General features: G+C 45.6%; 17 protein-coding genes. 12 read left to right on the top strand and 5 right to left on the bottom strand.

The features are described from left to right. Nucleotides 1-10: 10 nt before the first annotated feature. The 4 genes from D0X99_RS13075 to D0X99_RS13060 are packed head-to-tail and all read right to left on the bottom strand — an operon-like array spanning nucleotide 11 to nucleotide 4,633. The gene (locus D0X99_RS13075; protein WP_119478285.1) at nucleotides 11-1,237 is read right to left on the bottom strand and encodes a YaiO family outer membrane beta-barrel protein; all 1,227 of its coding nucleotides are present in this window, start codon (nucleotides 1,235-1,237) and stop codon (nucleotides 11-13) included. After that, nucleotides 1,237-2,697, bottom strand: coding sequence for a glycosyltransferase family 2 protein (locus tag D0X99_RS13070; protein ID WP_119478284.1), 1,461 nt, complete (start codon nucleotides 2,695-2,697; stop codon nucleotides 1,237-1,239). The genes D0X99_RS13075 and D0X99_RS13070 overlap by 1 nt, the downstream gene beginning before the upstream one ends. Next, a complete protein-coding gene (locus tag D0X99_RS13065; RefSeq protein ID WP_147392228.1) occupies nucleotides 2,690-4,267 on the bottom strand; it encodes a hypothetical protein in 1,578 nt (525 codons plus the stop codon). The genes D0X99_RS13070 and D0X99_RS13065 overlap by 8 nt, the downstream gene beginning before the upstream one ends. Nucleotides 4,268-4,273: 6 nt before the next feature. After that, a complete protein-coding gene (locus D0X99_RS13060) occupies nucleotides 4,274-4,633 on the bottom strand; it encodes a response regulator transcription factor (protein WP_119478282.1) in 360 nt (119 codons plus the stop codon). Between the two features lie 226 nt (nucleotides 4,634-4,859). Between D0X99_RS13060 and D0X99_RS13055 the strand changes: the two genes are divergently transcribed. From D0X99_RS13055 to D0X99_RS13040, 4 genes are all read left to right on the top strand, one after another. Beyond that, nucleotides 4,860-6,560 carry an amidohydrolase family protein gene (locus tag D0X99_RS13055; RefSeq protein ID WP_119478281.1) on the top strand — a complete coding sequence of 567 codons (1,701 nt, stop codon included), beginning with the start codon at nucleotides 4,860-4,862 and terminating at the stop codon, nucleotides 6,558-6,560. Nucleotides 6,561-6,564: 4 nt separating this feature from the next. After that, nucleotides 6,565-7,953 (top strand): amidohydrolase, encoded by a 1,389-nt coding sequence (locus D0X99_RS13050; protein ID WP_119478280.1) that lies wholly within the window; start codon nucleotides 6,565-6,567, stop codon nucleotides 7,951-7,953. Between the two features lie 24 nt (nucleotides 7,954-7,977). Beyond that, nucleotides 7,978-9,279 (top strand): amidohydrolase family protein, encoded by a 1,302-nt coding sequence (locus D0X99_RS13045; RefSeq protein ID WP_119478279.1) that lies wholly within the window; start codon nucleotides 7,978-7,980, stop codon nucleotides 9,277-9,279. 148 nt (nucleotides 9,280-9,427) lie between these two features. Continuing rightward, nucleotides 9,428-11,539, top strand: coding sequence for a M28 family peptidase (locus tag D0X99_RS13040; RefSeq protein WP_119478278.1), 2,112 nt, complete (start codon nucleotides 9,428-9,430; stop codon nucleotides 11,537-11,539). 161 nt (nucleotides 11,540-11,700) lie between these two features. Here the strand turns inward: D0X99_RS13040 and D0X99_RS13035 are convergent, their stop codons facing one another. Then, the gene (locus tag D0X99_RS13035) at nucleotides 11,701-14,463 is read right to left on the bottom strand and encodes a carboxypeptidase-like regulatory domain-containing protein (RefSeq protein WP_119478277.1); all 2,763 of its coding nucleotides are present in this window, start codon (nucleotides 14,461-14,463) and stop codon (nucleotides 11,701-11,703) included. A 261-nt stretch (nucleotides 14,464-14,724) separates the two neighbouring features. On the opposite strand from D0X99_RS13035, the gene D0X99_RS13030 reads away from it, so the two are divergent. From D0X99_RS13030 to D0X99_RS12995, 8 genes are all read left to right on the top strand, one after another. Further along, nucleotides 14,725-14,916: a hypothetical protein gene (locus tag D0X99_RS13030; RefSeq protein WP_119478276.1), complete on the top strand. Its 192-nt coding sequence runs from the start codon at nucleotides 14,725-14,727 to the stop codon at nucleotides 14,914-14,916. Between the two features lie 254 nt (nucleotides 14,917-15,170). Next, entirely contained in the window at nucleotides 15,171-16,016 is an 846-nt protein-coding gene (locus tag D0X99_RS13025) for an LOG family protein (RefSeq protein WP_119478275.1), read from the top strand. Between the two features lie 24 nt (nucleotides 16,017-16,040). Next, nucleotides 16,041-17,435 carry an MBL fold metallo-hydrolase gene (locus D0X99_RS13020; protein WP_119478274.1) on the top strand — a complete coding sequence of 465 codons (1,395 nt, stop codon included), beginning with the start codon at nucleotides 16,041-16,043 and terminating at the stop codon, nucleotides 17,433-17,435. A gap of 26 nt (nucleotides 17,436-17,461) precedes the next feature. Then, complete coding sequence (locus D0X99_RS13015) at nucleotides 17,462-19,621, top strand: hypothetical protein (RefSeq protein ID WP_119478273.1); 2,160 nt, start codon at nucleotides 17,462-17,464, stop codon at nucleotides 19,619-19,621. A gap of 190 nt (nucleotides 19,622-19,811) precedes the next feature. Then, complete coding sequence (locus tag D0X99_RS13010) at nucleotides 19,812-20,468, top strand: YbjQ family protein (protein WP_119478272.1); 657 nt, start codon at nucleotides 19,812-19,814, stop codon at nucleotides 20,466-20,468. Nucleotides 20,469-20,630: 162 nt separating this feature from the next. Continuing rightward, complete coding sequence (locus D0X99_RS13005; protein WP_119478271.1) at nucleotides 20,631-20,990, top strand: diacylglycerol kinase; 360 nt, start codon at nucleotides 20,631-20,633, stop codon at nucleotides 20,988-20,990. A gap of 167 nt (nucleotides 20,991-21,157) precedes the next feature. Then, nucleotides 21,158-21,475, top strand: coding sequence for a hypothetical protein (locus D0X99_RS13000; RefSeq protein WP_119478270.1), 318 nt, complete (start codon nucleotides 21,158-21,160; stop codon nucleotides 21,473-21,475). A 368-nt stretch (nucleotides 21,476-21,843) separates the two neighbouring features. Then, nucleotides 21,844-24,504 carry a DUF7133 domain-containing protein gene (locus D0X99_RS12995; protein ID WP_119478269.1) on the top strand — a complete coding sequence of 887 codons (2,661 nt, stop codon included), beginning with the start codon at nucleotides 21,844-21,846 and terminating at the stop codon, nucleotides 24,502-24,504. Nucleotides 24,505-24,561: the final 57 nt, after the last annotated feature.

Genomic DNA, 24,561 nt, shown 5'->3' with positions numbered 1-24,561 from the left:
GATTTTCAGCTTAGAACCGGTATTCCATTCCCAGTGAAATGTTGATGTTGTTTCTGAAATTGTCTGTACTCAACTCATCCCGGCTGTATCCGGTATATCCGTAAATCATGAATTTGGGTGAAATCAATTGCTGGTAACCCAATCTTGCGCGATAGGAATTCAGCAATTGGGTTTGATCACGGGTTTCTTCATCAGGTGAAACCCCGGTTCCTAACTGCAAACTGAAAAAGTCCTCCGAGGTCTTGAAGTAATAGCGGGCAGTCAACTGGCTGGATGTTCCTGTACTTGAACCGTCAGGAATGACATTCAGTCGGAGATTAATCCACCAATTCCCGGCATATTTTCCCAAAGACCCCGTAATAATGTTCGTCACTTCAGTGAATCCAAGGTATCGGTAGCCTCCTTCAATTTCCCAAGCCTTTGGTAGATTGTGGTAATAGGACGCTCCAAACCGGAATTTGGGAAAAAAGGATGCCCTGGACCCGCCCACATTCAAATAGGCATAGCCATTTTTACCGATGGAAGGATAAGCGTCAAGTTCGTAAAGCGTTCCAAAATCATCAAATCTTGCGGATTGAGTCACCCGGGCGATCAATGCCCCGGTTAGATTGGTACGCGTTCGTCCATAAACTGACCAGGTATGCCAAGGAGAAATTTCATCCTGAAAAGTGTCATAGTCGTATGTGGCGCCAATGGCGTTGGTTCTCCTTAACCGCTGGAGATTTTGCATGTAACCCAGCATACCTTCCTGTGCGAATCCTTTGTCAAAAAGTGGTTCAGCCAGTGCAAAGGCCTCTTCGTATTGCTCTTGGTAGTAATAAAGTCGTGATTCCCTGTAAGTAATTTCATCCGGGATCGGTGAGCCAAGATTGGATTTGGCTTTGGCCAAAATATCTTTTGCTTTATCGTATTGCTCAGCCCAAGTCAAATTGTCCAAATATGCGGAATAGCCATCGGTATATGTAGGAGAGGCAATGATTGCCCTGTCCAGAAAAATACTTGCTGAATCGTTTTTCCCCTCCCAGCTGTAACTTCTTCCTACCAAAATCAGGATGTCTGCATAGTTGGGATATTTATCCAAGGCCCGAAAGGCAATCTTCCTGCCTTCGGTGTATTTTCCATCGAGAATGAGGGTTCTGGCCTGAGCCAATAGTTCATCCGGATCAAACGTGTCTTGGGACTTGGCCGAAAACACCACCGCAATAAATGCTATCAAAGTGATCAGTCTCTTTTTCATTAAGAAGCAGATTCAGGTTTAAAATTCTTCTTGTCTTCAGCCTTTTTAAATCCAGTGCGGATCATCGATCCCCATCCACCTTTGCCTTTGATAAAATCCAGATGACCTCTTAGCCCCCATAAAATCACCTTAGGATGAACCAAAAAAGGCTCGGTAATAATCATCCAGATCAATTTCCTAAGGTCTTTCTTATCCTTATAATGGTTAAAAGCAATCTGCTCATAAAGCACACTGAAGGAGGAAACCAAGAGTGAAAGCAGGTACATCAATGCTAACAATGCGAAAAAGTAAATAGCACTGAAGTCTCCTAAAACCAATAGTGTCAATGTATAGAGCAGACCCACCGTCTCCAAAATAGGAGCCGACTTTTCGAAAATGGACCAGAAAGGATATGAAATCATACCCAATACCCGGTATTTCGGATTGAGTCGCATAGCCTGATGAAGCTGCAAAGTTTCGATTGTCCCTCTCATCCAACGATTTCGCTGACGGGAAAGAACCTCTTCACTTTCAGGAACTTCTGTCCAGCATAAAGGATCAGGCACAAATCCAACTTTATATGGAATCTGCTGCTCCTCCATATACCGCCTCATTCGGACTACCAATTCCATGTCTTCTCCAACCGTCTTTGGAAAATAGCCACCAACAGCCCTAACCAAGTCTCTCTTGAAAAAACCAAAAGCACCTGAAATCAACATAAGGCCGTTGATTCTAGCCCATGCCATTCGGCCCATCAAAAACGCCCTGAAATATTCAATCACCTGGAATTTACCCAAAGTAGATTCCGGTACTCGATAGGTTGTCACTGTTCCATCCTGAACATCACAGTTGTTGGCTATTCCGATCACGCCCCCTACTGCAATTACCTTTCGGTTGGTCTCTTCCATAAATGGCCTCACCATCCGGGAAATTGACTCGCTGGAAAGAATACAATCCACATCAATACAGGCTAAAATTTCCATTCCTGCGATATTGATTCCGGTATTCAAGGCATCCGCTTTGCCCCCATTTTCCTTGTCAATTACGATCAGCCGTCGATAAGACAAATTCCGGGACTTATAAATTCCTCTGACAGGTTTTGCTTCAATCTCCGGATTGTAGGCGTAATTGGTCTTTTCCAACTCAAAAGATTCAATGAGCTTTTGGAGTGTATCATCTTTCGAACCGTCGTTGATTACGATTACCTCGAACTTGCCGTAATGCAGGGAAAGGAGACTTTGAACATTTTGCACAATGTTTTTTCCTTCATTGAACGCCGGGGCAAGAATGGAAACCCCCGGTGCTATCGGTGAAGTAATGATATCTCCATAGTCTGCAAAGCGGTTTTTACGGAGATAGTCCCTCATTTCCAAGGCACTCAAGACCATCAGAATAAGGTATATGGCTATAACCGAGAAGCTCAAGATCAGAAACAACACCCCGAGAATTTCGAGGATCAGATAGAATAAAAAACTATACATGCTGCAGCAAGGGGTCTAAAAGGTGTGCCCTGATCTCAAGGATTTGAGCATCAGGGTTTAACTGGGTAAATGCTTCAAATTCAGCTTTATCCAGTTCATTCAAACTTCTTAAGTAGATGAGTTTTTCAGAAAAAGAAACTTCCTTTCTTAGGAGACCCATTAAAATCGAGGCTGATTCTTCGTTACCGATGACACCGGCTGCTTTCGCTGCGGCAATTACCAAATTTGGACTTCCCGAATTGAGGCATTGATTAACAAATTCCGCCTCCATGTGCGCTCCAAGTACTGAATACGTTTCCAAAATCTCGATTTTCTCATCCTCTTCCACATGCATGGCCTTTTTTGAAAGCACTTCGATCAGGTCAATTCTCCCCAGCATCCTTACCAGTTTATATCCAAAAATCCGGATGGATTTATTCGCCGAATCAAAGAGAATTTCCAGTTTGAGGTCTTTTTGTTGGCCTACAAATTTGATGATTCGCAGGTAGCTCATCTGCTGCCAGGTGGAAAGGGGGAAAGTTTGGTCCCTTAAAAATGCCAAATCGACTTTTTCAGAAAGGTTGAGTAAAGTGGCGACAGCCTGTGATCTAATATGGAAATTGGATGAATTAGCATGCTTTTTAACCTCAGGAAGAGCTTCCACCAAATCCATTTCGTTGATTTGAACCAGCCCCTCGGTTACCCTGTCCCAATTTTTATTCTTCAGTGATTCTGCAGAAATCTTATCCAGACCCAAGCGCTTATACAAGACTTTGAGTTTGTCTTTGAATTCCCCCTTCATCTTCTTGTTAAGGCCGATGATCCGATCGATCAACACATCCCTGTAAAGGGGTTTTCCAAGATAGGATTGGGGGAAATACTGGTAGATTTCCTGCATTTCCATATCATGGATTTCATCAAGTTCTTTTTCAAAAAGAAGCGAAGTCAAGGGATCAACTATCAATTGATCGTACTCTTTTTGAAGGTTTTCCCTTTTTGTTTTTCGCGCTTTCATGATCAACATGTAGACGATCATGGTCAAAGCCACCACAAAGAAGAACACAATAACAACAGTAACCCCAAACAGCTTGTAATCAGCAACAAATTTCAGTTTATACTTCAAAAAGGGCGAATATGGGGATCTGGAGGCCAATGAAACCAAGTCTTCAGAGGACTTGATTTCCTCGAATTTGACTTGGTAATCTCCGTTGCGGACCAGGTTAGCCAGATATTCCCGCACAGCAGTTTGGTCTACAGATTGGGAAAAAACCACAAAGTCCAACCTAAAATTGAGACTGTCTTCTACCAGAGGTTTCTCCAAATCTTGGATCATACCAAAATCACTGAAGGAGTTGGAAATAAATCCCGAGTCGGTTTTTGAGAACAAATACACCGAATCAGCGGCAAGGGAATCGCTAATGCTTTTTTCAAGTAAATAAAAACGATAGCTAAGGCCTTGAACCTCTTTTTGTAAAATCAAAAAATCACGAAACTCTGTAGAATCCTCGGGTATGATTTGATCCTGAGCCCATGCAAAACTGCAAGACATCATCAAAATACAGATCAGTGTTCGTTGTAAAAATTTCCTCATAGAGTACTATTTGAGTACACGCTTGACTCGGATGGCCAATTCATTGGGATTGAAAGGTTTGGGGATAAAATCCGCTACGCCCAAATTAAATGCTTCCAAAACGACCTGCTCCTCTTCTCCGAGGGAACTCAAGACAATTATTGGTGTATCCGGTCTGCATTGTCTGGCGTGGTGGATGATTTCGATTCCACTGCGGAAAGGCATCATAACATCCGTGATAATCAGGTCAGGACCATAGGAGTCAATTGCTTTCATACCTTCATTGCCATCACTGACCAGATGGGTGTCATACCCGTCTTTTTTAAGCCTGAATTGCACCAAACTTGAAATAAGCAAATCGTCCTCGATGATCAGGATTTTCTTCATAATTGGGGGTGATCCAAACTTAAATATAGCATCAAAGGATAAAATCCAAGCCATTCGAACCGTTCAAATAAGCACTTTCTCCGGGCCTTGTAAATGAAATGCACTTATTCGCATTTTGAGTAGCCCTGAATACCACTGATCAAAAAAAAAGTTTTCAAAAATAAATCCAAAAGGATAGTGAAATCCCTTTTGTTAGCTTGCTGATTGAAGAAAAACCATCAATCGAATGAAAAAACAATTTCTGAAAGCAGGAATGCTGGGATTGCTGATTGCGGGGTTTCTGTCGCACACTGCTTGGGCACAAAGTGATCCCACAGGCAAGCGCAGGGTAACCAGCACTTATGCAATTACCAATGCTACAATTTTTGCTGCTCCCGGTCAGCAAGGGACCAAGGGCACAGTTCTTTTCCGGGATGGAGTGATTTTGGGTATGGGATCCAACCTCTCGTTACCGAAAGATGCTCAGGTTATTCCAGGCGATTCCCTTTTTATCTATCCGGGATTTATCGATGGTGCCGGCAACATGGGCATCACCAAACCAAAAGACTTGGAAAGACCAAAGGACCTGATTACCTCCAATCCGCCTGATGAAATTGCCGGTATTACTCCCTGGAGATCAGCAACTGAGCAATTTTCCATTACCGGAAATCAAGTGGATGACTGGAGAAAAACTGGATTTACCGTCACCCAAGTACTTCCTGACGGTGGAATGCTTCCGGGTAAATCCTCCATTATGGTTTTGGGTAATTCCGGTTCCGTGAATGTGCTTCAGGAAAATGCAGCTCTTGCGGCAAATTTCAGAGGATCAAGAGGAATGTACCCTGCCACACTAGCCGGCGTAATGGCAAAGTTTCGTGATGTGTATCAAAACACCACGCTCGCACTGGACCATTCCAAAATGTATGCTTCCACAGCAGGGGTGAAAAGACCGGAATTGACTCCAACACAAATGGGTATGGCATCGGTTGTTCAAAAACAAATCCCTGTCATTTTCACTGCATCTTCCGATTTGGAAGTCAGAAGAGCCATTGCTTTACAAAAAGAATTGGGTTTCAAGCTAATTCTGACTGGACTTGAAAATTACGAATCGGTAATTGACCTAATCAAAACTTCTGGAACTCCTGTGTTGATCAAGCTTCAGGTTCCGGATGACAAGGCAATCAAAAGTCAAAAATCTGAAGGCATAACTGAGGATACAAAAGCTCAATATGAGCGGGTAAAAGAAGCCTATGACAAAGCCCTCAAGCAAGCTTCCCTTCTGGAAAAAGCAGGAATCCCATTTGGATTCTCTACGGTGGACACCAAGCCGGGTGATGCCATGAAGGCCGTTCAAACTTTAATTAAAAACGGGCTGAGCGAAAAAGCGGCTTTAGCGGCTCTTACTACCAACCCTGCATCTATTCTTGGGATCAACCGAGTTGCCGGAACCATCGAAAAAGGAAAGATGGCCAACTTTGTGATCAGTACCGACTCGATTTTCAAAGAAGATGCTCAAATCAAGCATGTGGTGGCAGATGGCTATGTCTTCAATTATGAATTGAAGAAGAAAGCGGCTAAAGAAGCTGAAAAAACCGAAAATGGATCAGCAGCTGTTTCCGTTGAAGGAATTTGGGAATATACTTCCGAGACCCCTGCCGGATCCTCGGGAGGTGAAATCAGCATTAAAAAAGAAGGAACGGGCTATTCAGGAACTATCAGCTACGATGATCCATCAGGAAGCGGAAAAGTAACTGCTCCAATCAAAAATGCAGTTGTAAGCGGAAAGACTCTGACTTTCGAATTTGATGTGGCAGCAGGTGGCATGAACCTGACTGTTTCTATTTCCGGGGAAATCAGCGGTTCAAGCATGGAAGGAACCATGTCTGTAGCTCAGTTTGGCTCTTTTCCCCTTACTGCAAAACTCTCCTCACCTAGCCTAACTCTCTGAAAAAATGAAAAAGCTAAATATTCTATTTGCTGCTTTGTTGGGTCTGGGGTTGAATTATTCCTATGCTCAAACACCGAAAGGCAGTGTTTTAATCAAAAATGCAACCGTCCTGACTGTTACTAAAGGAAATCTTCAAAACGCAGACGTGTTGGTTCAGGATGGTATCATCAAACAAGTCGGTCAAAACTTGACCGCGCCATCCGGAGTTCAGACGATTGATGCGACTGGAAAATATGTAATGCCGGGAATCATCGATGCCCACTCTCACGTCGCTTTGGACGTAATAAACGAGGCCTCTGCCCCCATTACCTCCGAAGTGCGAATGAAGGATGTGGTCAATCCTTTTGAAATCGGAATCTACCGGGCACTCGCCGGCGGTGTGACTATTTCACATGCCATGCATGGATCCGCCAACGTAATCGGAGGACAAAATGCCACCCTGAAGCACCGCTGGGGAGCAAAAGATCCTGCAGAAATCATCATGCAGGATGCACCACGGACAATCAAGTTTGCTTTGGGTGAAAACCCAACCCGGGTTCATGGACGTGGAAATGGGATCCAACCAAGAACCCGTATGGGTGTGGAAGCAGTGCTGAGAAACGGTTTTAATGAAGCACTTCAGTACAAGAAAGCTTGGGAGACTTACAACACTGCAAAAACACAAAAAGGAAATACGGTGACGCCTCCGGTTTACAGCGAGCGCCTTCAGACGCTGGCGGATATCCTGGACGGAAAGATCATCGTGCATTGTCACTCCTATCGTGCCGACGAAATCTACATGTTGATCAATGTGGCAAAGGATTTCGGTATCAAAAAACTCGTTTTCCAGCACACCAACGAAGGATTCAAAGTAGCTCCGGAAATCGCGGAATACACCATGGGTGCATCCGTATTTGCGGATTGGTGGGCTTACAAAATGGAAGTGTACTACTCCACCGCTTACAATGCGGCAATCCTTCAGCGAAACGGCGCGATCACTTCGATCAATTCTGACTCAGCTGAGCTAATCCGTCACCTTTATCACGAGGCTGCCAAAACACAGCGTTATGGCGGCTTGACTGATGATGAAGCCTTGGCCATGATTACCCTCAATCCTGCCAAACAACTGGGAATCGACGACAAAGTAGGATCCATCGAAGTAGGCAAGCAAGCGGATTTGGTGATTTTCGAAGGACATCCGCTGTCTTCCTATGCTGTTCCGCAGATGACTTTTGTAGATGGTGTGAAATATTTCGACATCAAGACCGACAAAGACGATCAGCGTCAGTATGTATCAGCTAGCGAGATGGTGGAGCCGATTTTCCTTCATGGAGAAGAAAATCACCAGTGTCTTCAGGATGTGGATGCTTATTTCGAAGCATTTCAGGGAGCTTTCTTTGAACATAAACATTAATCACCCCGAAAATTCAAGAATATCATGAACCGAATTTTAAAAACCTTTTGTGCCTCCTTGCTAGCCCTCCTTCCGGTGGAAGCTATGGCCCAGATAGACGGGGAATTTGTAAAACCTCGCTCAGGAAAATTCCTGCTTCAAAATGCCACCGTGGTGACTGTCACCAAAGGCACGTTGACAAATACTTCTGTTTTGATTGAAAACGGAAAAATCGCTCAAGTCGGAACTGGCATCAGCTCAGCAGGCGCTGAAGTCATTGACTGCACCGGAATGTTCATTTATCCGGGAATGATCGACAGTGGAACCCGACTGGGATTGGTTGAGGTAAGTTCTGTTCCGGAAACAGTAGACTACGAGGAAGTAGGAAATGTAACTCCAAACATGCAGGCTTTGACTACCGTCAATCCAAACTCGGAAGCAATCGGTGTCACCCGGGTATCCGGTGTGACTACTGTTCTGACCGTTCCGACAGGTGGTCTTTTCTCCGGTACTGCTGCTTTGATCAACCTAAACGGATACACTCCCGATCAGATGTACGGAGGCTACAAGGCTGTGGTGATGAACTTCCCAAGCTCAGGACGACGTGGCAGATTTGACCGCAGATCAGATGAAGACATCAAGAAAGAGGCTGAAAAAGCCATGAAAGAAGCCAATGAAATTTGGGAAAACGCCAAGAACTACCTGGCTCTGAAAAAATCCGGAGCCGAGCTTCAGTACTATCCTGAAATGGATCAACTGTCCAAGGTAATCTCCGGTGAACTTCCTCTCTTGATCGTAGTGGATGCGGCTTCTGACATTCAGAACGCCATCAAGTGGGTGGAAGGAAAGAACATCAAGGTGGTTTTCTCCGGAGTTGCCGAAGGATGGAGAGTGGCTGACGAAATCGCTAAAGCAGGCATTCCTGTCATCACCGGTCCCGTACAGGAACTTCCAACCCGACAGTCTGACCGCTATGATACACCGTATGCCAACGCCGGTAAAATGGCCAAAGCAGGTGTAAAAGTGGCCCTTCGAACAGATGAGGAGGAAAATGTGCGTAACCTTCCGTTTCACGCCGCATTTGCAGCAGCCTATGGCCTGGGCAAAGAAGAAGCGCTGAAAGCGGTAACCATCAATCCTGCTGAAATCTTCGGAGTAGCGGATCAATATGGATCTGTGGAAGCCGGCAAGCGCGCAAATTTGATCGTGTCCACCGGTGATCCATTAGAAACCAGAACTCAGATTATTCACGTCTTCATTGACGGATACCGAGTTCCGATGTCCAACAGACACATCCGATTGTATCAGGAATTTCTGGAAAGATCTCCAGGCTTGAAAGCTAATTAATTCAAAAAAGGCCATGGAATTGATTCTGTGGCCTTTTTTTGTTTTCTAATTGAAAAATTGAAATATTGGAAAATTGGAAGATTATGGCCTTTGGCTCCTTTTCCAAATTTTTCAATTTTCAAATTTTGCAATCTTCCAATTCTAAAAAATGAAACTAAAACTACTCGCTCTCACCGCCGCTTCCCTCCTTTCTTTCAGCTCGTTTGCCCAGCAGGACGGATTCCTTCCTTCCCAGTTTGCTGAGCAGAAAAAATTTGAATTGGACTTCCTGAATGCTGTCAAATCAGATCGATTCAAAGTCCACCTTTCCGAACTCACCAAAAACCCGCACATCGCAGGAACTCCGGAAAACGAACTGGTAAAAGATTACATGGTCAATATCATGTCTGCCGCCGGCATGAATGTGAAAGTGTGGCCCTATGACGTGTATCTTCCCAACCATCCCGGCAAATCCGAACTTCAGATCATCTCCCCTGTTCAGATGACACTTTCCCAAAAAGAAGGAGCGCTGCCTGAGGATCCCTTTTCGGATGATCCGAGGCTTCATTTGGGATTCAATGCTTTTTCAGGAAGTGGAGATGTGACGGCTGAGGTGGTGTACGTGAATTACGGTACCCGGGAAGACTTCATGAAACTGGCCGAAATGGGCGTTCCGCTGGCTGGAAAAGTAGCCATTGCACGCTATGGTGGTAACTTTCGGGGCTACAAAGCCAAATACGCCGAGCAATACGGCATGGTCGGCTTGGTCGTATACACCGATCCAAAAGACTCCGGATTTACCCGTGGGGAAGTATATCCAAAAGGACCTTTCTTCAACGAAACCACCATCCAGCGGGGATCCATGTTGACTTTGGATTTCACCGGAGATCCTTTGACTCCCAACCGACCTGCTTTGCCTTTGGATGGAGCCAAAAAAATAAAGCGGGATGATCCAGCCGATGTGGATTTTCATACCATCCCGGTGACCCCAATCGGATACGGTGCAGCTAAGGAAATTCTGAGTCGAATGACTGGTTCGGAAGCCCCCGAGGCCTGGCAGGGAGGCTTGCCTTTCAAATACCGGATCACCGGTGGCGAAGCCTTGAAAGTACGCGTGATGGTAGATCAAAAGCCTGACTTTATCCGAGCCAACAACGTGATCGGTACTTTCGAAGGAAGCGAGCATCCGGACGAATGGATCATTTTGGGTAGCCACTACGATGCCTGGTCCTTTGGCGCCACGGATCCAAATTCCGGCACTGCCATGTTGTTGACTTTTGCGGAAGCTTTGGGAGAACTTTATAAAAAAGGTCAGAAGCCATCCCGATCCATTTTGATCGGACATTGGGATGCGGAAGAGCAAGGCGTGATTGGTTCTACGGAATGGGTCGAACATCTGAAGAAAGAACTCGGAGCCAAGACCGTTTCCTACATGAACTTTGACGGTGGCGTATCCGGAAGAAATTTTGGAGCTGCTGCCGCCCCTACCTTGAAAAAACTCATCATTGATGCCTCCAAGGAAGTGGCTTACCCGGATTCAGCCAAGACAGTTTTTGAAGTTTGGGCAGGAAAAAATCCAGAACCAGGAATCGGAAACCTCGGTGGAGGATCGGATCACATCGCCTTCTACATGCACGTGGGGATTCCTTCCTTAAGTGGAGGATCAGGCGGGCCGACTGCCTACCATTCCAACTATGACAATTTCCACTACTACTCGAAGTTTTCTGACCCAAGTTTCAAAATGGGCGGAGCAGTAGCTCAACTGTTTGGATTGGTCGCTATCCGTCAGGCGAATGCAGCCGTGATTCCTTACGATGTGCCGCGTTATTCCAAGGACCTCAAAGGACACTTTGAGCAAGCTGTGAAAAATGTAAAAACCATTGATCCAAATTTTGCGGGCTTTGATCAGGTAGAGAGTGCTTTGGCCAAACTGGAAGCTAGCTCAACTGCCTACTACAAGAATCTTCACCGGTCCCTTTCCGAAGAAACCATCCATTCCAGCCATTTGAAAAAAATCAATACCGGATTGATCGGATTGGAAAAAAGCTGGATTGATCCCAAAGGAATGTATTATGGCGAGTGGTACAAATCGCTGTACGTCTGTAATGACCCTTTCTCCGGGTATGCTTCCTGGATTCTTCCGGGAATCCAGTATGAGGTGGCCATCAAAAACACCGCAAGACTGGAAGAATGGGACACCCGATACGCCAAGGCCATTTTGGATTTGAGCAAAAAGATCGACAAGCTGACCAAGCTTTTGGAACCTAAAAAAATCCGATAAACCCGAAGCCGCCAAGTGAGAACTTGGCGGTTTTTTTCTCCCAAAACTTGAAATTCAAATAGCTAAAAAAACCTGAAAGGGTCAAACCGCTCAATAGCCGCGGGTTTTCTTTGTGAGCGATGTTTCGTGTAGTGCGCTTGTCGATCCAAAGTCTCCTGACCTTAAAACTCCACCTTGAGCATTTTTGAAAAAGCCTCCCCGTCCACTGTCCTACCTTCCACCCGGATATTTATCGATTTCACTCCATAAGGCACCTTGACTTGAGTCCGGAATAAGCCTGCTTCCGAAATTGCTTCAGGCTCCCAATAAATCGTAGGCTTTTTTCTGAGGTATTGGTCTGAAGCAGGATTTTTGGGGAATTCTGCGAAATCTGTAAATCCCGGTACTGGAAAGATTTGGAAACCTTCAGAATTGAACTTCGAGGATGATTCAGGACCTGTTCTTAAACCTTTTTTGGTCTCAATCATAATCACTCCTGCATATCCTGCCATGCCGAAAATGGATTTGCTGATATTATCAGAATACACTTTGATGGATTCAAGTTGGGAAGGCTCAAAACCAAGCACGGTTATCCTAAACTCATTTGGGTCCATGTAGGGCATGGAAGACCCATCAATGATTAGCAAGGGTGTACCTGTCCTTTCTCCATAGGTGTAATTTCTGAATTTAAGGGTACTCATATTAAAACCCAAACGACCCAAAATCTCCCCAATGCTTTCTTTTTCGAGAACATCTCCACTCACCTGCTGAGTAGGCTCACCGTATCCATAATTCCGCTCAGCCATGGTTTCCCGCTCCTTGACATCTTCTTTCACAAACTCCTCCAACAAAATGTAATCTCCCGATACATCCAGGGTTTTGTTTTCCTCCCGGATGGGTTCTTTGGTATAAGAATACTTCGGAAGGATGGAAGACAGCCTGGGTCGAGTGAGCGGTAGAAGTTCGACCGATCCGAATGGCCGCAATTTGTCATCCATCGCGGCAACAGCAATCTGGGCAGTATCCTTAAAATACAATCCAGTCGCCCAAAAATTACCCAGTGAATCCGTCATCACCTGACCAAAATCCTCCAAATCTCCCCTCACCACCGTGATCGGATTGATCGCCGGTCGACGTTTGTTGTCCGCCGTAAACTTCCCCTGAACCGAAATCCCGTACTCGACCGGATAGGAAAGCGGTGAGTCGAAGTCATCCGGAAGCTTACCATCCAACCAGTTCATCCCCTCTTCCAGGGAATTGGCTTGCTCAAGTTCCACCACCGTTTCCCCATCGGTCAGGGAAAGGATAAATTCTCCGTCAATCGGATTTTGAAACTCATCCAAAATCTCCAGCTTCAGATCCATCACCCGGTAACTCAGCGAGTCGCTCACCGAAAACTCAGGCTTTACGGTGATCTCTCCCTGTACGAATTCCGATTCGACAGCTTCTACTTTGGGCTGAAACCCTGATTCCATCACCAGAAACGGAGCTACAAACTGATCGAGCTCCCCAAAATTCTGATTCCAATGAGTGTATCCTCGCAGCGCATAATCTCCCGGAGCTAAATCCGCTGACAAAGCCAATCCTCCGGAAATTTTCCCCTGCTCAATCGGAAATGTCGCCGACTGAATGACTTCCGATTTGTAATTGATCAAGTCCACGTACACTACCCGGCTGAGGGAATCGGCCAAAGTCTGATCCTGATACAGCATGCGTCCGCCGATCCAGGCCGTTTCGCCGGGATAGAAATAAGGTTTGTTCGTCGTCAGCCAGACCTTTTCCCGGAGTCGGTTGAAGCGGATCGCCGGACTCGTGATTACCTCCTGCTGGGTTTGCTCCGTGACAAACTTCCTGTCCGGCTCAAAATCGAGCGGAAGAATTCTGGCCATCCGCTGCCGACCCATGTAGCCGGAAAGGACGAGTTGCGTGGGATTGAGCAGAACGCCCTTTCGATCCACATCATAGTAGCCATCCGGCGCCTGAATCCAACTGATCGCATGGTAAATGTTGGTGTAATAGTCGTTTCGCCAAGGCTTGTCCAAGTGGTGAACTTCCATCCTGCCAGGCAAAAAAATCCGAAAATTGCCATCACCCAGGGGCCTTCTCAAAATCGAGTCTTTGGAAACCAACACGATCGATTCATTCAATTCCTGGGTAAAATCATTCGTTCGCCGGCGGTCCATTTGTTCAGGCAAAGCATGATACAGTCTGAAAAAGAGAGAGTCAGAAGAGCTGAGCAGAATAGACTCGTTGAGATGGCGGAGGGAGCTGTGAAAATTGACTTCCCTGGCGCTTTCCCATTGCTCGAGTTCTTGTTCGTCTGAGGAATTAATCGGCTCATAAAAAACCTGTCCGTAAAATCTTGATCCGTTGCGAAGCACTCGGAAATCCTGGAGGTAATAGTCAATCTCATACCCCAAAGCCGTATTGGTAATTTTCAAAGGCTGTTGGGCTGTGGCCCGGAGGTAGTTTGGACCTTTATCGGGTTTGACTTTTTCAAATTCCACCACCCAGGGGTTCGTTATCTCAATCTGGGATTTGTAGGGGTCGTCCGGCAAAGCCAAAAAGACTTCCTCAAAACGGCGAAACTCCCTTTCCCAGGACTTGTCCCGCTTGGCTTTGAGCTCGATCTCGGAAAGATTGGACTCGTTGAACGCCAAGACAAAGTCGACCTGTACTTCGTTTCTGTTCCGAAAGGAAATCGTCTTCACCTCCGTCACATAGCCCACAAAGGAAGCAACCAACTCAATCTCTGAGGCAAAATCTCCGCTTATCCGAAACCGACCTTCTGGATCGGTAGCCGATCCGATGGTGGTATTGTTGATAAACACATTGGAAAAAGGAAGAGGCAAACCCGAGCCTTTTTCCCGTACGGTTCCGGTGATGGTTTGGGAAAAACTGAATCCATAGCCCAAAAAAAACAAAAGCAAAAGAACCAGGCGCATGAAAAAACAGGGGTTGTAATTAATTACTTAACGCTCGAATATAAACTAATTACACTCATCAAAGCGGTGTTTTTGTGCTTTTTACATGAGCGAAAGAAATATCTTTGAGCCTAAGCATCTTCGTTGCTTTCAACAAAAAAGTGTCCGCAAGAAACTGTCCGATAATAAATCAACAATTATTTCAAGACAGCCTTCACATATACTCAAGCCCTGTTTTTCGGCTTGGAATGCATTTTGAACAAAATAGAAAAACAATCCACTATGCTGACCTTTATCCTTTGGCTTATCCTGTTTATCATCTGCTGGCCGATTGCTTTGGCTGCATTGATTCTTTACCCTTTCGTTTGGCTCCTTCTTCTGCCTTTCAGACTTTTGGGATTTGCGATTGACTTGAGCTTTGACTTGGTCAGAAACCTTTTTATGCTTCCTTTCCGCTTAGTTGGGGTTAAATAGGAAATTGTTTTTCAATACCCCTCCATTTCCGATAGCTTGGAAAAAATCTCACCTGATTAAAAATCAAACCTTTAATTGTGGCATTGGTCGCACTTGATTCCATGCCGTCTCAGGTTAAAATCAAAGGCATTTTTTTGGCGCAGTACCTTGGCGTTCATTTAATCGGTCACTGATAAAAGTCATGAATTTTGGAGGTGCAATTGGATAGATTGCATCCTACATCTATTCTTTTCTTTTAAAAAATCCCTTTTTGTATGAGCACAAGTGCAAAAGATATCAAACCCATTAGTACTGAGGAATGGGAAAAATCCTGGCAAGAGCATTGGAAAAATTCCCAAATGAATTACGAATTGCCTCCCAACCTCAGCAAAAAGCTAAAGGATGAGCGGGAGTTTCTTTCCCAGATCAGAAGTCCCGAAAAAGACAAAAAACGCCTGGAGAAAGTCACGAAGGAGTTTGAAATGGCCATGAAGAAAATGAATAAAATCGGGCCGGCTGTCACCATTTTTGGATCTGCGAGATTTCGCCCCGGTGACGACTACTACGAGCTATCCCGAAAGACAGGGGAAGGGTTTGCCAAAGCTGGATTTTCTGTCCTGACAGGTGGTGGACCGGGTGCTATGGAAGCCGCCAACAAGGGAGCTTTTGAAGTGGGAGGAAAAACTTACGGACTCAACATCATCCTTCCTCACGAGCAGGAACCCAACCCATACGTCGACGGAACCATAGAATTCAATCACTTTTTTGTACGCAAAACCATGCTGGTAAAGTATTCCTGCGCCTACATCGTCATGCCGGGTGGCTTGGGAACTCTGGACGAATTGTTTGAAGCGGCCACTTTGATCCAATGCAAGAAAATCGGCCCATTTCCACTCATTTTGGTTGGAAAGGAATTCTGGAAAGGGCTGCGGGATTTCGTGGGTTTCATGGCAGATCAAGGCGTATTTTCCCCCGAGGAAATCGGATTTTCCAAAATCGTGGATACTCCGGAAGAGGCTGTGGAATTGGTCCTGAAAAGCATTCCAAAGGATCTTCAAAAAATCCTGGAAAAGGAAAAAACCAAGCTGAAGCCGAGAACTCCCAAAAAATCAAAGAAATAACCCTATCCATTTTACTCGAATTAAATGAAAATCAAGCTTTTTGGTGCTGCAGGAGGTGAAGTGACCGGCTCATGCTACTTAGTAAAAACTGAAAAATCGGCCATTTTGATCGACTGCGGGATGTTCCAGGGTGGAAAAGATTCGGAAGCCAAAAACCTCCTTCCGGAAGGTGCCAAGCCAGATCAGGTCCAAGCCGTACTACTGACCCATGGCCATTTGGATCACACTGGTCGGGTCCCCATGCTAATAAAGCACGGGTTTGTGGGGCCGATCTACAGTACCGCCCAAACGCTTGAACTTTCCAGCATCATCCTTCAGGACTCTGGCAGGATGCAGGAAGCCGATGCGGAGCGAAACAATCGAAAATACTGGGAACCCGGACAGCCCTTGTTTGAGCCACTTTACAGCCCTGAGCATGTCGAGAAAATGCGCGATTTGGTTAAGCCTGTGCAATTGGGCGAACAGGTGCGGATTTCAGAAGACATTACAGCGCGCTGGATAGAATCCGGGCACATGCTCGGTTCCGGAAGTATTGAACTCACGGTTCAGGAAGACGGAAAAACCAAAGTAATCGCATTTTCAGGAGATTTGGGACCATTAAATCTCCCCTTGCTTCGACCTTTCGATCACTTTGTCAAGGCAGACTTGGTGTTTATGGAATCTACCTACGGAGATAAAAATCACAAGCCTTACGAAGAAACAGTTGCCGAATTTGAACGGATTGTAAAAGAAACAAGTGAAACGAACGGTAAAATATTGATCCCGACTTTTGCCATCGGAAGAGCACAGCAGATCATTTACCACATGGCTGAGCTTTTCAATAACGGTAAAATCAAACCCTTTCCGGTGTATCTGGACAGTCCCATGGCCCTGCAGGCCACTGAGGTCTACAGAAACCACCAGGAGATTTTGGATGAGGACTTCCAGGCCTTAAAGCAAAAAGGGGCTTTTCCGGTTGATCCTCAATACTTTATTCCTAGCCCAAGCGGGGAAACCTCCAAGGCCTTGAATGAAGTTGAAGGTCCCTGTATGATCCTGGCCGGAGCCGGTATGTGCAACGGAGGTCGCATTCTCCACCACCTCCGCCATAATCTAAGCCATCCAAATACCCATGTCATCATCGTTGGGTTTCAGTCTCAGGGCTCTTTGGGAAGAAGGTTGGTTGAAAAGGCCGATTCCGTTCGGATTTTCAAAGAAGAAATCGAGGTAAAAGCCCAAATCCACAGTTTGAGTGGCTTCAGTGCGCATGCAGGGCAGTCGGAACTTCTGGAGTGGTTTTCCTACCTCGCTCCCTCAAAACCCAAAGTAGTCCTTGTTCACGGTGAAGATAAAGCCAGAGCAGTCCTATCGGAGTTGATTGAGTCAAAATTTAACCTCAAGCCGATTTTACCAGCCATTGGTGATCTGATTGAAATTTAGAATTCACACAAATTGAAAACGGTAGTATGAACACCAATAGAACTAAAGCGGTTTTGTGCTTGGTCTTTCTCTTACTTATCCAGTCAACTTCCTATGCACAAATAAACTGGCCGAAAGACATCTTTGCAAAAGGCGGTGCCCGAATCACCGTCTATCAGCCCCAGCCTGAAACCCTTAACGGGAACATTATCAAAGGAAGAGCTGCCTTTTCCGCGGAAGAAACCCCTGGATCCGAGTTGGTCTTTGGGGTGTTTTGGTATTCGGCTACCATGATGACCGACCGGGATGACCGGACCTTGACACTGGAAAGTATCAAAATCACTGATGTCAAACTTCCAGGAGTGGAAGATCAAAGCAAAATCACCAAGTTGAAACAACTTCTGGAGGCTGAAATCCCGCTATGGGGAATAGAATCTACCATCGATGAGGTCAATGCCACAATCGAAATGGATCAAGCGGTAGTCAGCGAGAGACTGAATAACGAGCCGCCTCAAATATTCTATGCGGAAGAACCGACTTTGCTGGTTCTTTTTGACGGGGAACCAAAAGTGGAACAGGACAAAGACCTAAAAATGGATCGGGTGATCAACACCCCCTATTTGATCCTTAAAGCCACAGAAGACAAAAAGTACTACCTCTATGCAGGCCAAGGCTGGTATGTGTCTCAGGCAATCAAAGAAGGCTATTCGCTCACATCCTCCCTTCCCAAATCCATCAAATCGGTGGATGAGCAGATCAAAAAACAACAGACCGAAAAACCAAACCCCAATGCGAAAGCACCCAAAAAGGTGATTTCAAGCACCAAGCCTGCAGAGATCATCCAATCTGACGGCAAGGCGGATTTTGCAAGTATTCAAGGGACCAACCTACTCTACCTATCCAACACAGAGGATAATATTTTCAGGTATCTGGACAACCAAAAGTATTACTTGCTTCTATCCGGAAGGTGGTATGCCTCAGGCAAACTGGAAGGACCATGGGAATACATTCCGGCCGAGGAGCTACCTGCTGACTTTGCGAAAATACCGGAGGATTCACCCAAAGGCCAAGTATTAGTAAGTGTTCCTGGTACCCAGTCAAGTTTGGATGCCATCCACGATGCACAAGTTCCTCAGACTGCCAAAGTGGACCGGGATAAGGCTACTTGCGAAGTCACCTACGATGGAGAGCCTAAATTTGAACCGATCGAAGGCACCTCCCTTGAGTTGGCTATGAATACCAAAAGCACCGTGCTGAAGTCTGGAAAGGAGTTTTATGCCGTGGACAACGGGGTGTGGTTTGTTTCTTCCAGTGCCAAGGGTCCTTGGGAAGTCAGCGATAAGCGTCCAAAAGACGTGGAAGAAATCCCCGCAACTTCTCCTGCATACAATGTCAAATATGTTTATGTCTATGAGAGTACCCCTGAAGTGGTCTATGTAGGGTATACTCCAGGATACATGGGTAGCTATGTCTATGGACCAACTGTGGTGTATGGAACTGGTTATTATTACAATCCATGGTATGGACCCTATTATTATCCACGTCCGGTGACCTATGGATTCAGCATGCATTACAATCCATGGACAGGATGGAGCATGGGATTCCACATGAGTTATGGGTTTTTCACCTTCAGCGTGTATGGAGGTGGGGGATATTGGGGACCGGGTGCATACAGACCGCCTTATTATGGAGGAGGATATGGGAACAATGTCTTTATAAACAACGGGGACATCAACATCGACCGATCCAATAATATTTACAACAAACGAAACGGCGCCACCACCAAAGATATCCCCAGAGGTGACAGAGGCGGTGCTTCCGCTTCTCAACAGCCAAGCAGAACACAAAGACCAAGCACTCAACCAGGCGTGTCCACTGCCGACAGATCAAAAACTCCAAGCGACCGAACTCCATCCACCGCTCAGCAGCCTTCCAATCGTGGAGCCATGGCCGGTGCCGGAAGTCGGGACGTCTATTCTGACAAAGCCGGAAACGTATACAACCGTGACAGTAACGGCAACTGGAGTCAGCGCCAAGGGAATCAATGGCAGGGAACAAACCAGTCTTCCCAAATGAACAGGGATTACCAAAACCGACAACGAAGTGCTACTCAAAACCAAAGCTTCCAGCAGTCAAACCGTGGAGGAAACATGGGCGGAGCCTACCGAGGTGGCGGTGGACGAGCAGGCGGAGGAAGAATGCGGTAAAACCTGGGTAATCAAAACTAGATTGAATCAAAGGTTTGCGAAGCCCAATTACCTCCCCAAAAAGCATACAGCTCGCCATCCTTTTCAATCAACCTGATTAAAATCAGGTTGATTGAATTTTAGCCTTCCATTTTTTTATTTTCCTATATTATTACCAAACTCCTTATCACCAATCCACCTTTTACAATCAATGACACACTGCCCAAATTGCAATGCAGAAATCAAATCAGGGTTTCTGAAAGAAAATCGGCTGGCCAATGAAAAGCAGGTCGCTTTCATCCATGATTTTACCGAAAACACCTCGGAATCCTATTGCAGCCAATGCCTTAATGACATGCTGAAGTTGGCTAAGTCCAACTTTCATGAAGAATTGAAGCATCTGAAGGAAAGATTGGAAACCGAGCTTCAAAACATTCCAATTGTCACCGTCCACTCCCCTTCCAACTGGGAATACAATACGCTTGGAATAGTCACTTCCCAGTCAGTGATTGGTACCGGAATGATCTCCGAAATCGCCTCCAGCTGGACTGACTTTTTTGGAAAAGAATCCAATGTATTCAACTCCAAAATCAAAAAAGGTGAAGAAAACTGCATGACCATCCTAAGAACCAAAGCCCTCCTGATGGGAGCACATGCGATCCTCGGTACCGATATTGACTATTCGGAAGTCGGAGGAGGTAAGGGCATGCTCATGGTTTGCATGGCAGGCACAGCGGTACGATTTACCAATTCGAGCCATCCCGGGATCGACCTGGAATCCTTTGAAAGCCTCCAGCGTTGCAAAATGAGACTGGAATACATGATGAGCAAAGACGTGGAAAAAGAGACGCTTTACCTGTTTGAATGAATTTTTCTTGGCCCTCTCTGCTTACCAAAACCCGAAGAATCAAAAGAAACCAACCTAAATCCCGGTAAAATCCGGGATTTTTATTTTTCGCAACATCCTTCAGGAATCTAGTAGAACCTAGAGCTTTTCCCTATTTTTCTTTCAAAACAAAATTCAACTGTCATGTCCGGATTTATCATTGGTCGAATCAAAAGCATCAAGTATGCGATAAAAGGTTTTTTCCTGCTCCTGACCACCGAAAATGCCATCATTTCCCAGGTTTTTATTGGACTGATTTTTACAGGCTTGGGAATTTACTTTGATCTCAGCCGAGTGGATTGGGCTTTGCAATTTTTGGCAATTGGGCTAGTCCTCTCCATCGAAAGTCTAAACACTGCCGTGGAAAAAATCTGTGATTTTATTCATCCTGAGTATCACACCAAAATCGGCTTCATTAAAGACGTGGCCTCCGGGGCAGTCACTTTCGCAGCATTAACAGCATTTGCTATTGCGATTTTAATCTACGGGCCGTATTTAGCCTGAAACCAAATCAGAATAAATCATGGTTTGGATGATCATAAAATTCATTTTCAGAACAATCGTCATTTTTTAAGGGAGTATTTAAAATATATTTCTGTTTTTTTTGAAAAAATCACAACCTACCCCAAGCGGATCCGTTATGATGAGCAATACAACTTATTTAAACTACTATGAAAACCAACTTGAAAGAAAACAGCATCTCCACAAAGGCAATCCTGTTATCTACCGCACTGTTTCTGGGGACACTTCCCTTTGCATTAGCCACTTCATCTGAAACTCAGAAATTGGAAGAAATGAACTACCAAATCGAAATTTCAGAATTGAAAGAACTTCCTACCATCACTTTGGTGGACAAAAACCTACGCATCGTGGCCGAATTTTACGGCAATCCATCTGAAGTAAAGCATCAGTTTGAAAAAACGTTCCAACAGGCAGAATTGCTGGCAAAGCACAACAATCAAAGTATCTACGTGGTGGTAAACCAGTAAATTCCATAATTCACAAATTCAACGCGGGCATTCCCCGCGTTTTTTTTGCCAATTTTTTTCCCCCTTTTAAATCTCCCGATTTCACTGCTAATGTTTCTCGGCGATTTATCCTACAACTTCACCTTTCGAAGAATCGAAAAATTTCTCACCCTCAAATTTACTTCGATGACAAACGGCCCCATAGGAATAAGGAACGACAGGTAAACGAAACCAATGGCAATGCCGCTCCAAATCAGCCATTCATCAAAATTTGACCGATTACACTCATGGTTTGATGGAAAACAGGAAAACTCCACCCGGGGAATCCCATATATTCATGGCTGGAATCACCAAATTCCAACCTGAAATAACCTAACTGGATTTTTGCGATGTATAAAAATCATCTTCCCCTATTGAGCCTGTTGGCAATTTCTGTTTTAGCTGGATGTTCCAAATACAAGCCATCCGAAACAGCTGATCTTGGTGAACTCTCCGAGTACTTCTCTCCTCCGGGACTCGACCCAAACAACATCCAACGGGACAGCACTGATCTTGTGATTACCAATTTTGCAGGGCCTGATTTAGTGCCCAGTCCATCCTGCCTTGCCGTAGCACCTACGGGAGAAGTTTTTGTTGGGGTCGATATGATCGGTTCGCTGGGTAAAACACCCGGAAAAGGCAGCATTGTGAAACTGGTGGACAGTAACCATGACGGCACCCTTGATTCACATACCGAATTTGTAAAAGTGGACAATCCGAGAGGAATCATCGCTTTGGGTGACCAGGTCTTTGTTCTCCACACCACCTTTGGCACCGACAGCCTGGCCTCCGGGATGGATTTGGTTGTCTTTGAGGATAAAAACAAAGACGGTGTCGCAGATGGTCCGGGTAACCCTTTGATCAAAAGTATAAGCTCACCAAAACACCTCCGCGACCGTGGAACTGATCACTCTACCAACGGGATCCGAATGGGGATCGATGGATGGATTTACATAGCAGTAGGAGATTTTGGATTTCATGATGCAGAGGACCGGACTGGAAAGAAATTGACCATGCTCGGGGGTGGAATTGTTCGCGTGAGACCCGACGGAACCGAAATGGAAGTGTATACCCATGGCACAAGAAACATCTATGATGTAGCCATTGATCCATTTATGAATATCTACACCAGAGGCAATACCAATGACGGTGGCGGCTGGAACATCAGATTTATCCATCACATCCAAAGCGCAGAATATGGGTATCCAAGCCTGTTTAAAAACTTTACGGACGAAATTCTTCCAGCTCTTGCAGATTTGGGTGGTGGCTCCGGCACCGGTTCCTATTTCATGGACGACAGTCGTTGGCCCCAGAAATACAATCAGGTTCCGATGATGGCAGACTGGGGGAAAAGTCAATTGTACATTCACCGCGTGACCATGGATGGACCGAGTTTTACCCAGAAAGATGAGGAATTCATTAAGCTGTCCCAAATATCGGATGTGGATGTGGACGGTTCCGGGCGGATGTTCCTTTCTGCTTGGGATGGAGCTGGATACCGGGGAAGTCCTGAAAAAGGCTACGTGGTTAGGGTGGTTCCAAAAGACTGGAAATACGAGGCCTTCCCAGATCTAAAAGCTGCTTCAGTCAGCGAGTTGGCCCAATTGCTAAAAGCTACCAATTCCGTCACCCGCTTGCATGCCCAACAGGAAATGCTCACCCGATCCAAGGAAGAAGTTGCAGTGGAAGCCTTGAAAATTGCACAGGACAAATCTCTTCCACTCGCTGCTCGGGTAGCCGGAATTTTCACTTATGCCCAGGCAGCCTGTGCCTCCGGTGTTGAAGAACTCATCAAACTGAGTGAAGAAGACAAAATCCGTGAATTTGCCCTACGGGCAATGGCAGACCGCAAAACCTGCCTTCAGGCAGTCCCAGTGGACTTATATACTTCCTCAGTAAAGGATGCAAATCCAAGAGTTCAAGCTGCGGCAATTGTAGGCTTGGGAAGAATCGGAAATCCTGAAGCAGCTGATGTGCTTTTGGAAGTTGCGGTTCCGGAATCGGCCAAAACCCCTGAAAAAGGAACCGAAGGTCCACATGCCACTCCAAATTCAGCAATTGTACTTCCCCATCTGGCCGTAAAGGCATTGGTGGAACTCCATGCAGTCGAAGCCTGTGTGGATGCTCTTGATTCCGATCAATACAAATTGGCCCTTTGGGCATTGCGTTACATGCATGACACAAGAGCCGTCGACGGGTTAATTGCTTCCTATCAGGACACGGATGAGCAGGCGAAAAAGGACGAAATTTTGACTACCCTATCCAGAATTTATCAAATAGAGGCTCCCTATGATGGCAGCTGGTGGTGGGGAACCAGGCCAGATACCCATGGCCCATACTACAAAGCGATCGATTGGGAAGCTTCCGAAAAAATCAAATCCTTCCTGATGGGTGAATTCACCGCAGGTGGAGAATCCAAAAAAGCCTTTTTTGCGGCACTGAATGATCGAATGAGATTGGGAATTGTAGAATTGGGAACTGAATCTGAAGCTCCAGTGGTAGAGGAAGCAGCGGTAGATCTGGAATCCATCAAGAACAAAAAAGGTCAGGTAGGTGAATCCTCCATCGAAGACGTGGTTCTGGCCATGGCCTCCATTAAAGGAGATGCAGTAAAAGGAAAAGCGCTCTTCACCAGTCAGGGATGTATTGCCTGCCACAGCATCGAAAAAGGTCAGGTTATGAAAGGTCCTTTCATGGGTCAAATCGGTTCGATCATGAATCGCGACCAGATAGTGGAATCCATCCTCAAACCGAATGCTTCGATTTCTCAGGGTTTTGCTTCTGTACAAGTCACAACCAACGACGGAAGAACATTCATGGGATTTGTGACCGGTGAATCGGCTCAGGAACTCACCGTTCGGGATATCGCCGGAAATGCCACCAAACTTGAAAAGAAAAACATCAAAGAACGAAAGGAACTGGAAAACTCAATGATGCCTTCCGGCCTGGCCAATGCACTTTCATTCGAAGAGTTGGCGTCCTTGGTGTCCTTCCTGGAGCAACAGAAGTAAATTGATGTTGGATTTCTGATATCGGAAATCGGATTTTCAGGATAGATTAATCATAAT

This window comes from Algoriphagus lacus (assembly GCF_003583985.1).
GTDB lineage: Bacteria > Bacteroidota > Bacteroidia > Cytophagales > Cyclobacteriaceae > Algoriphagus > Algoriphagus lacus.
This window is presented reverse-complemented; position numbering and strand designations above follow the sequence as displayed.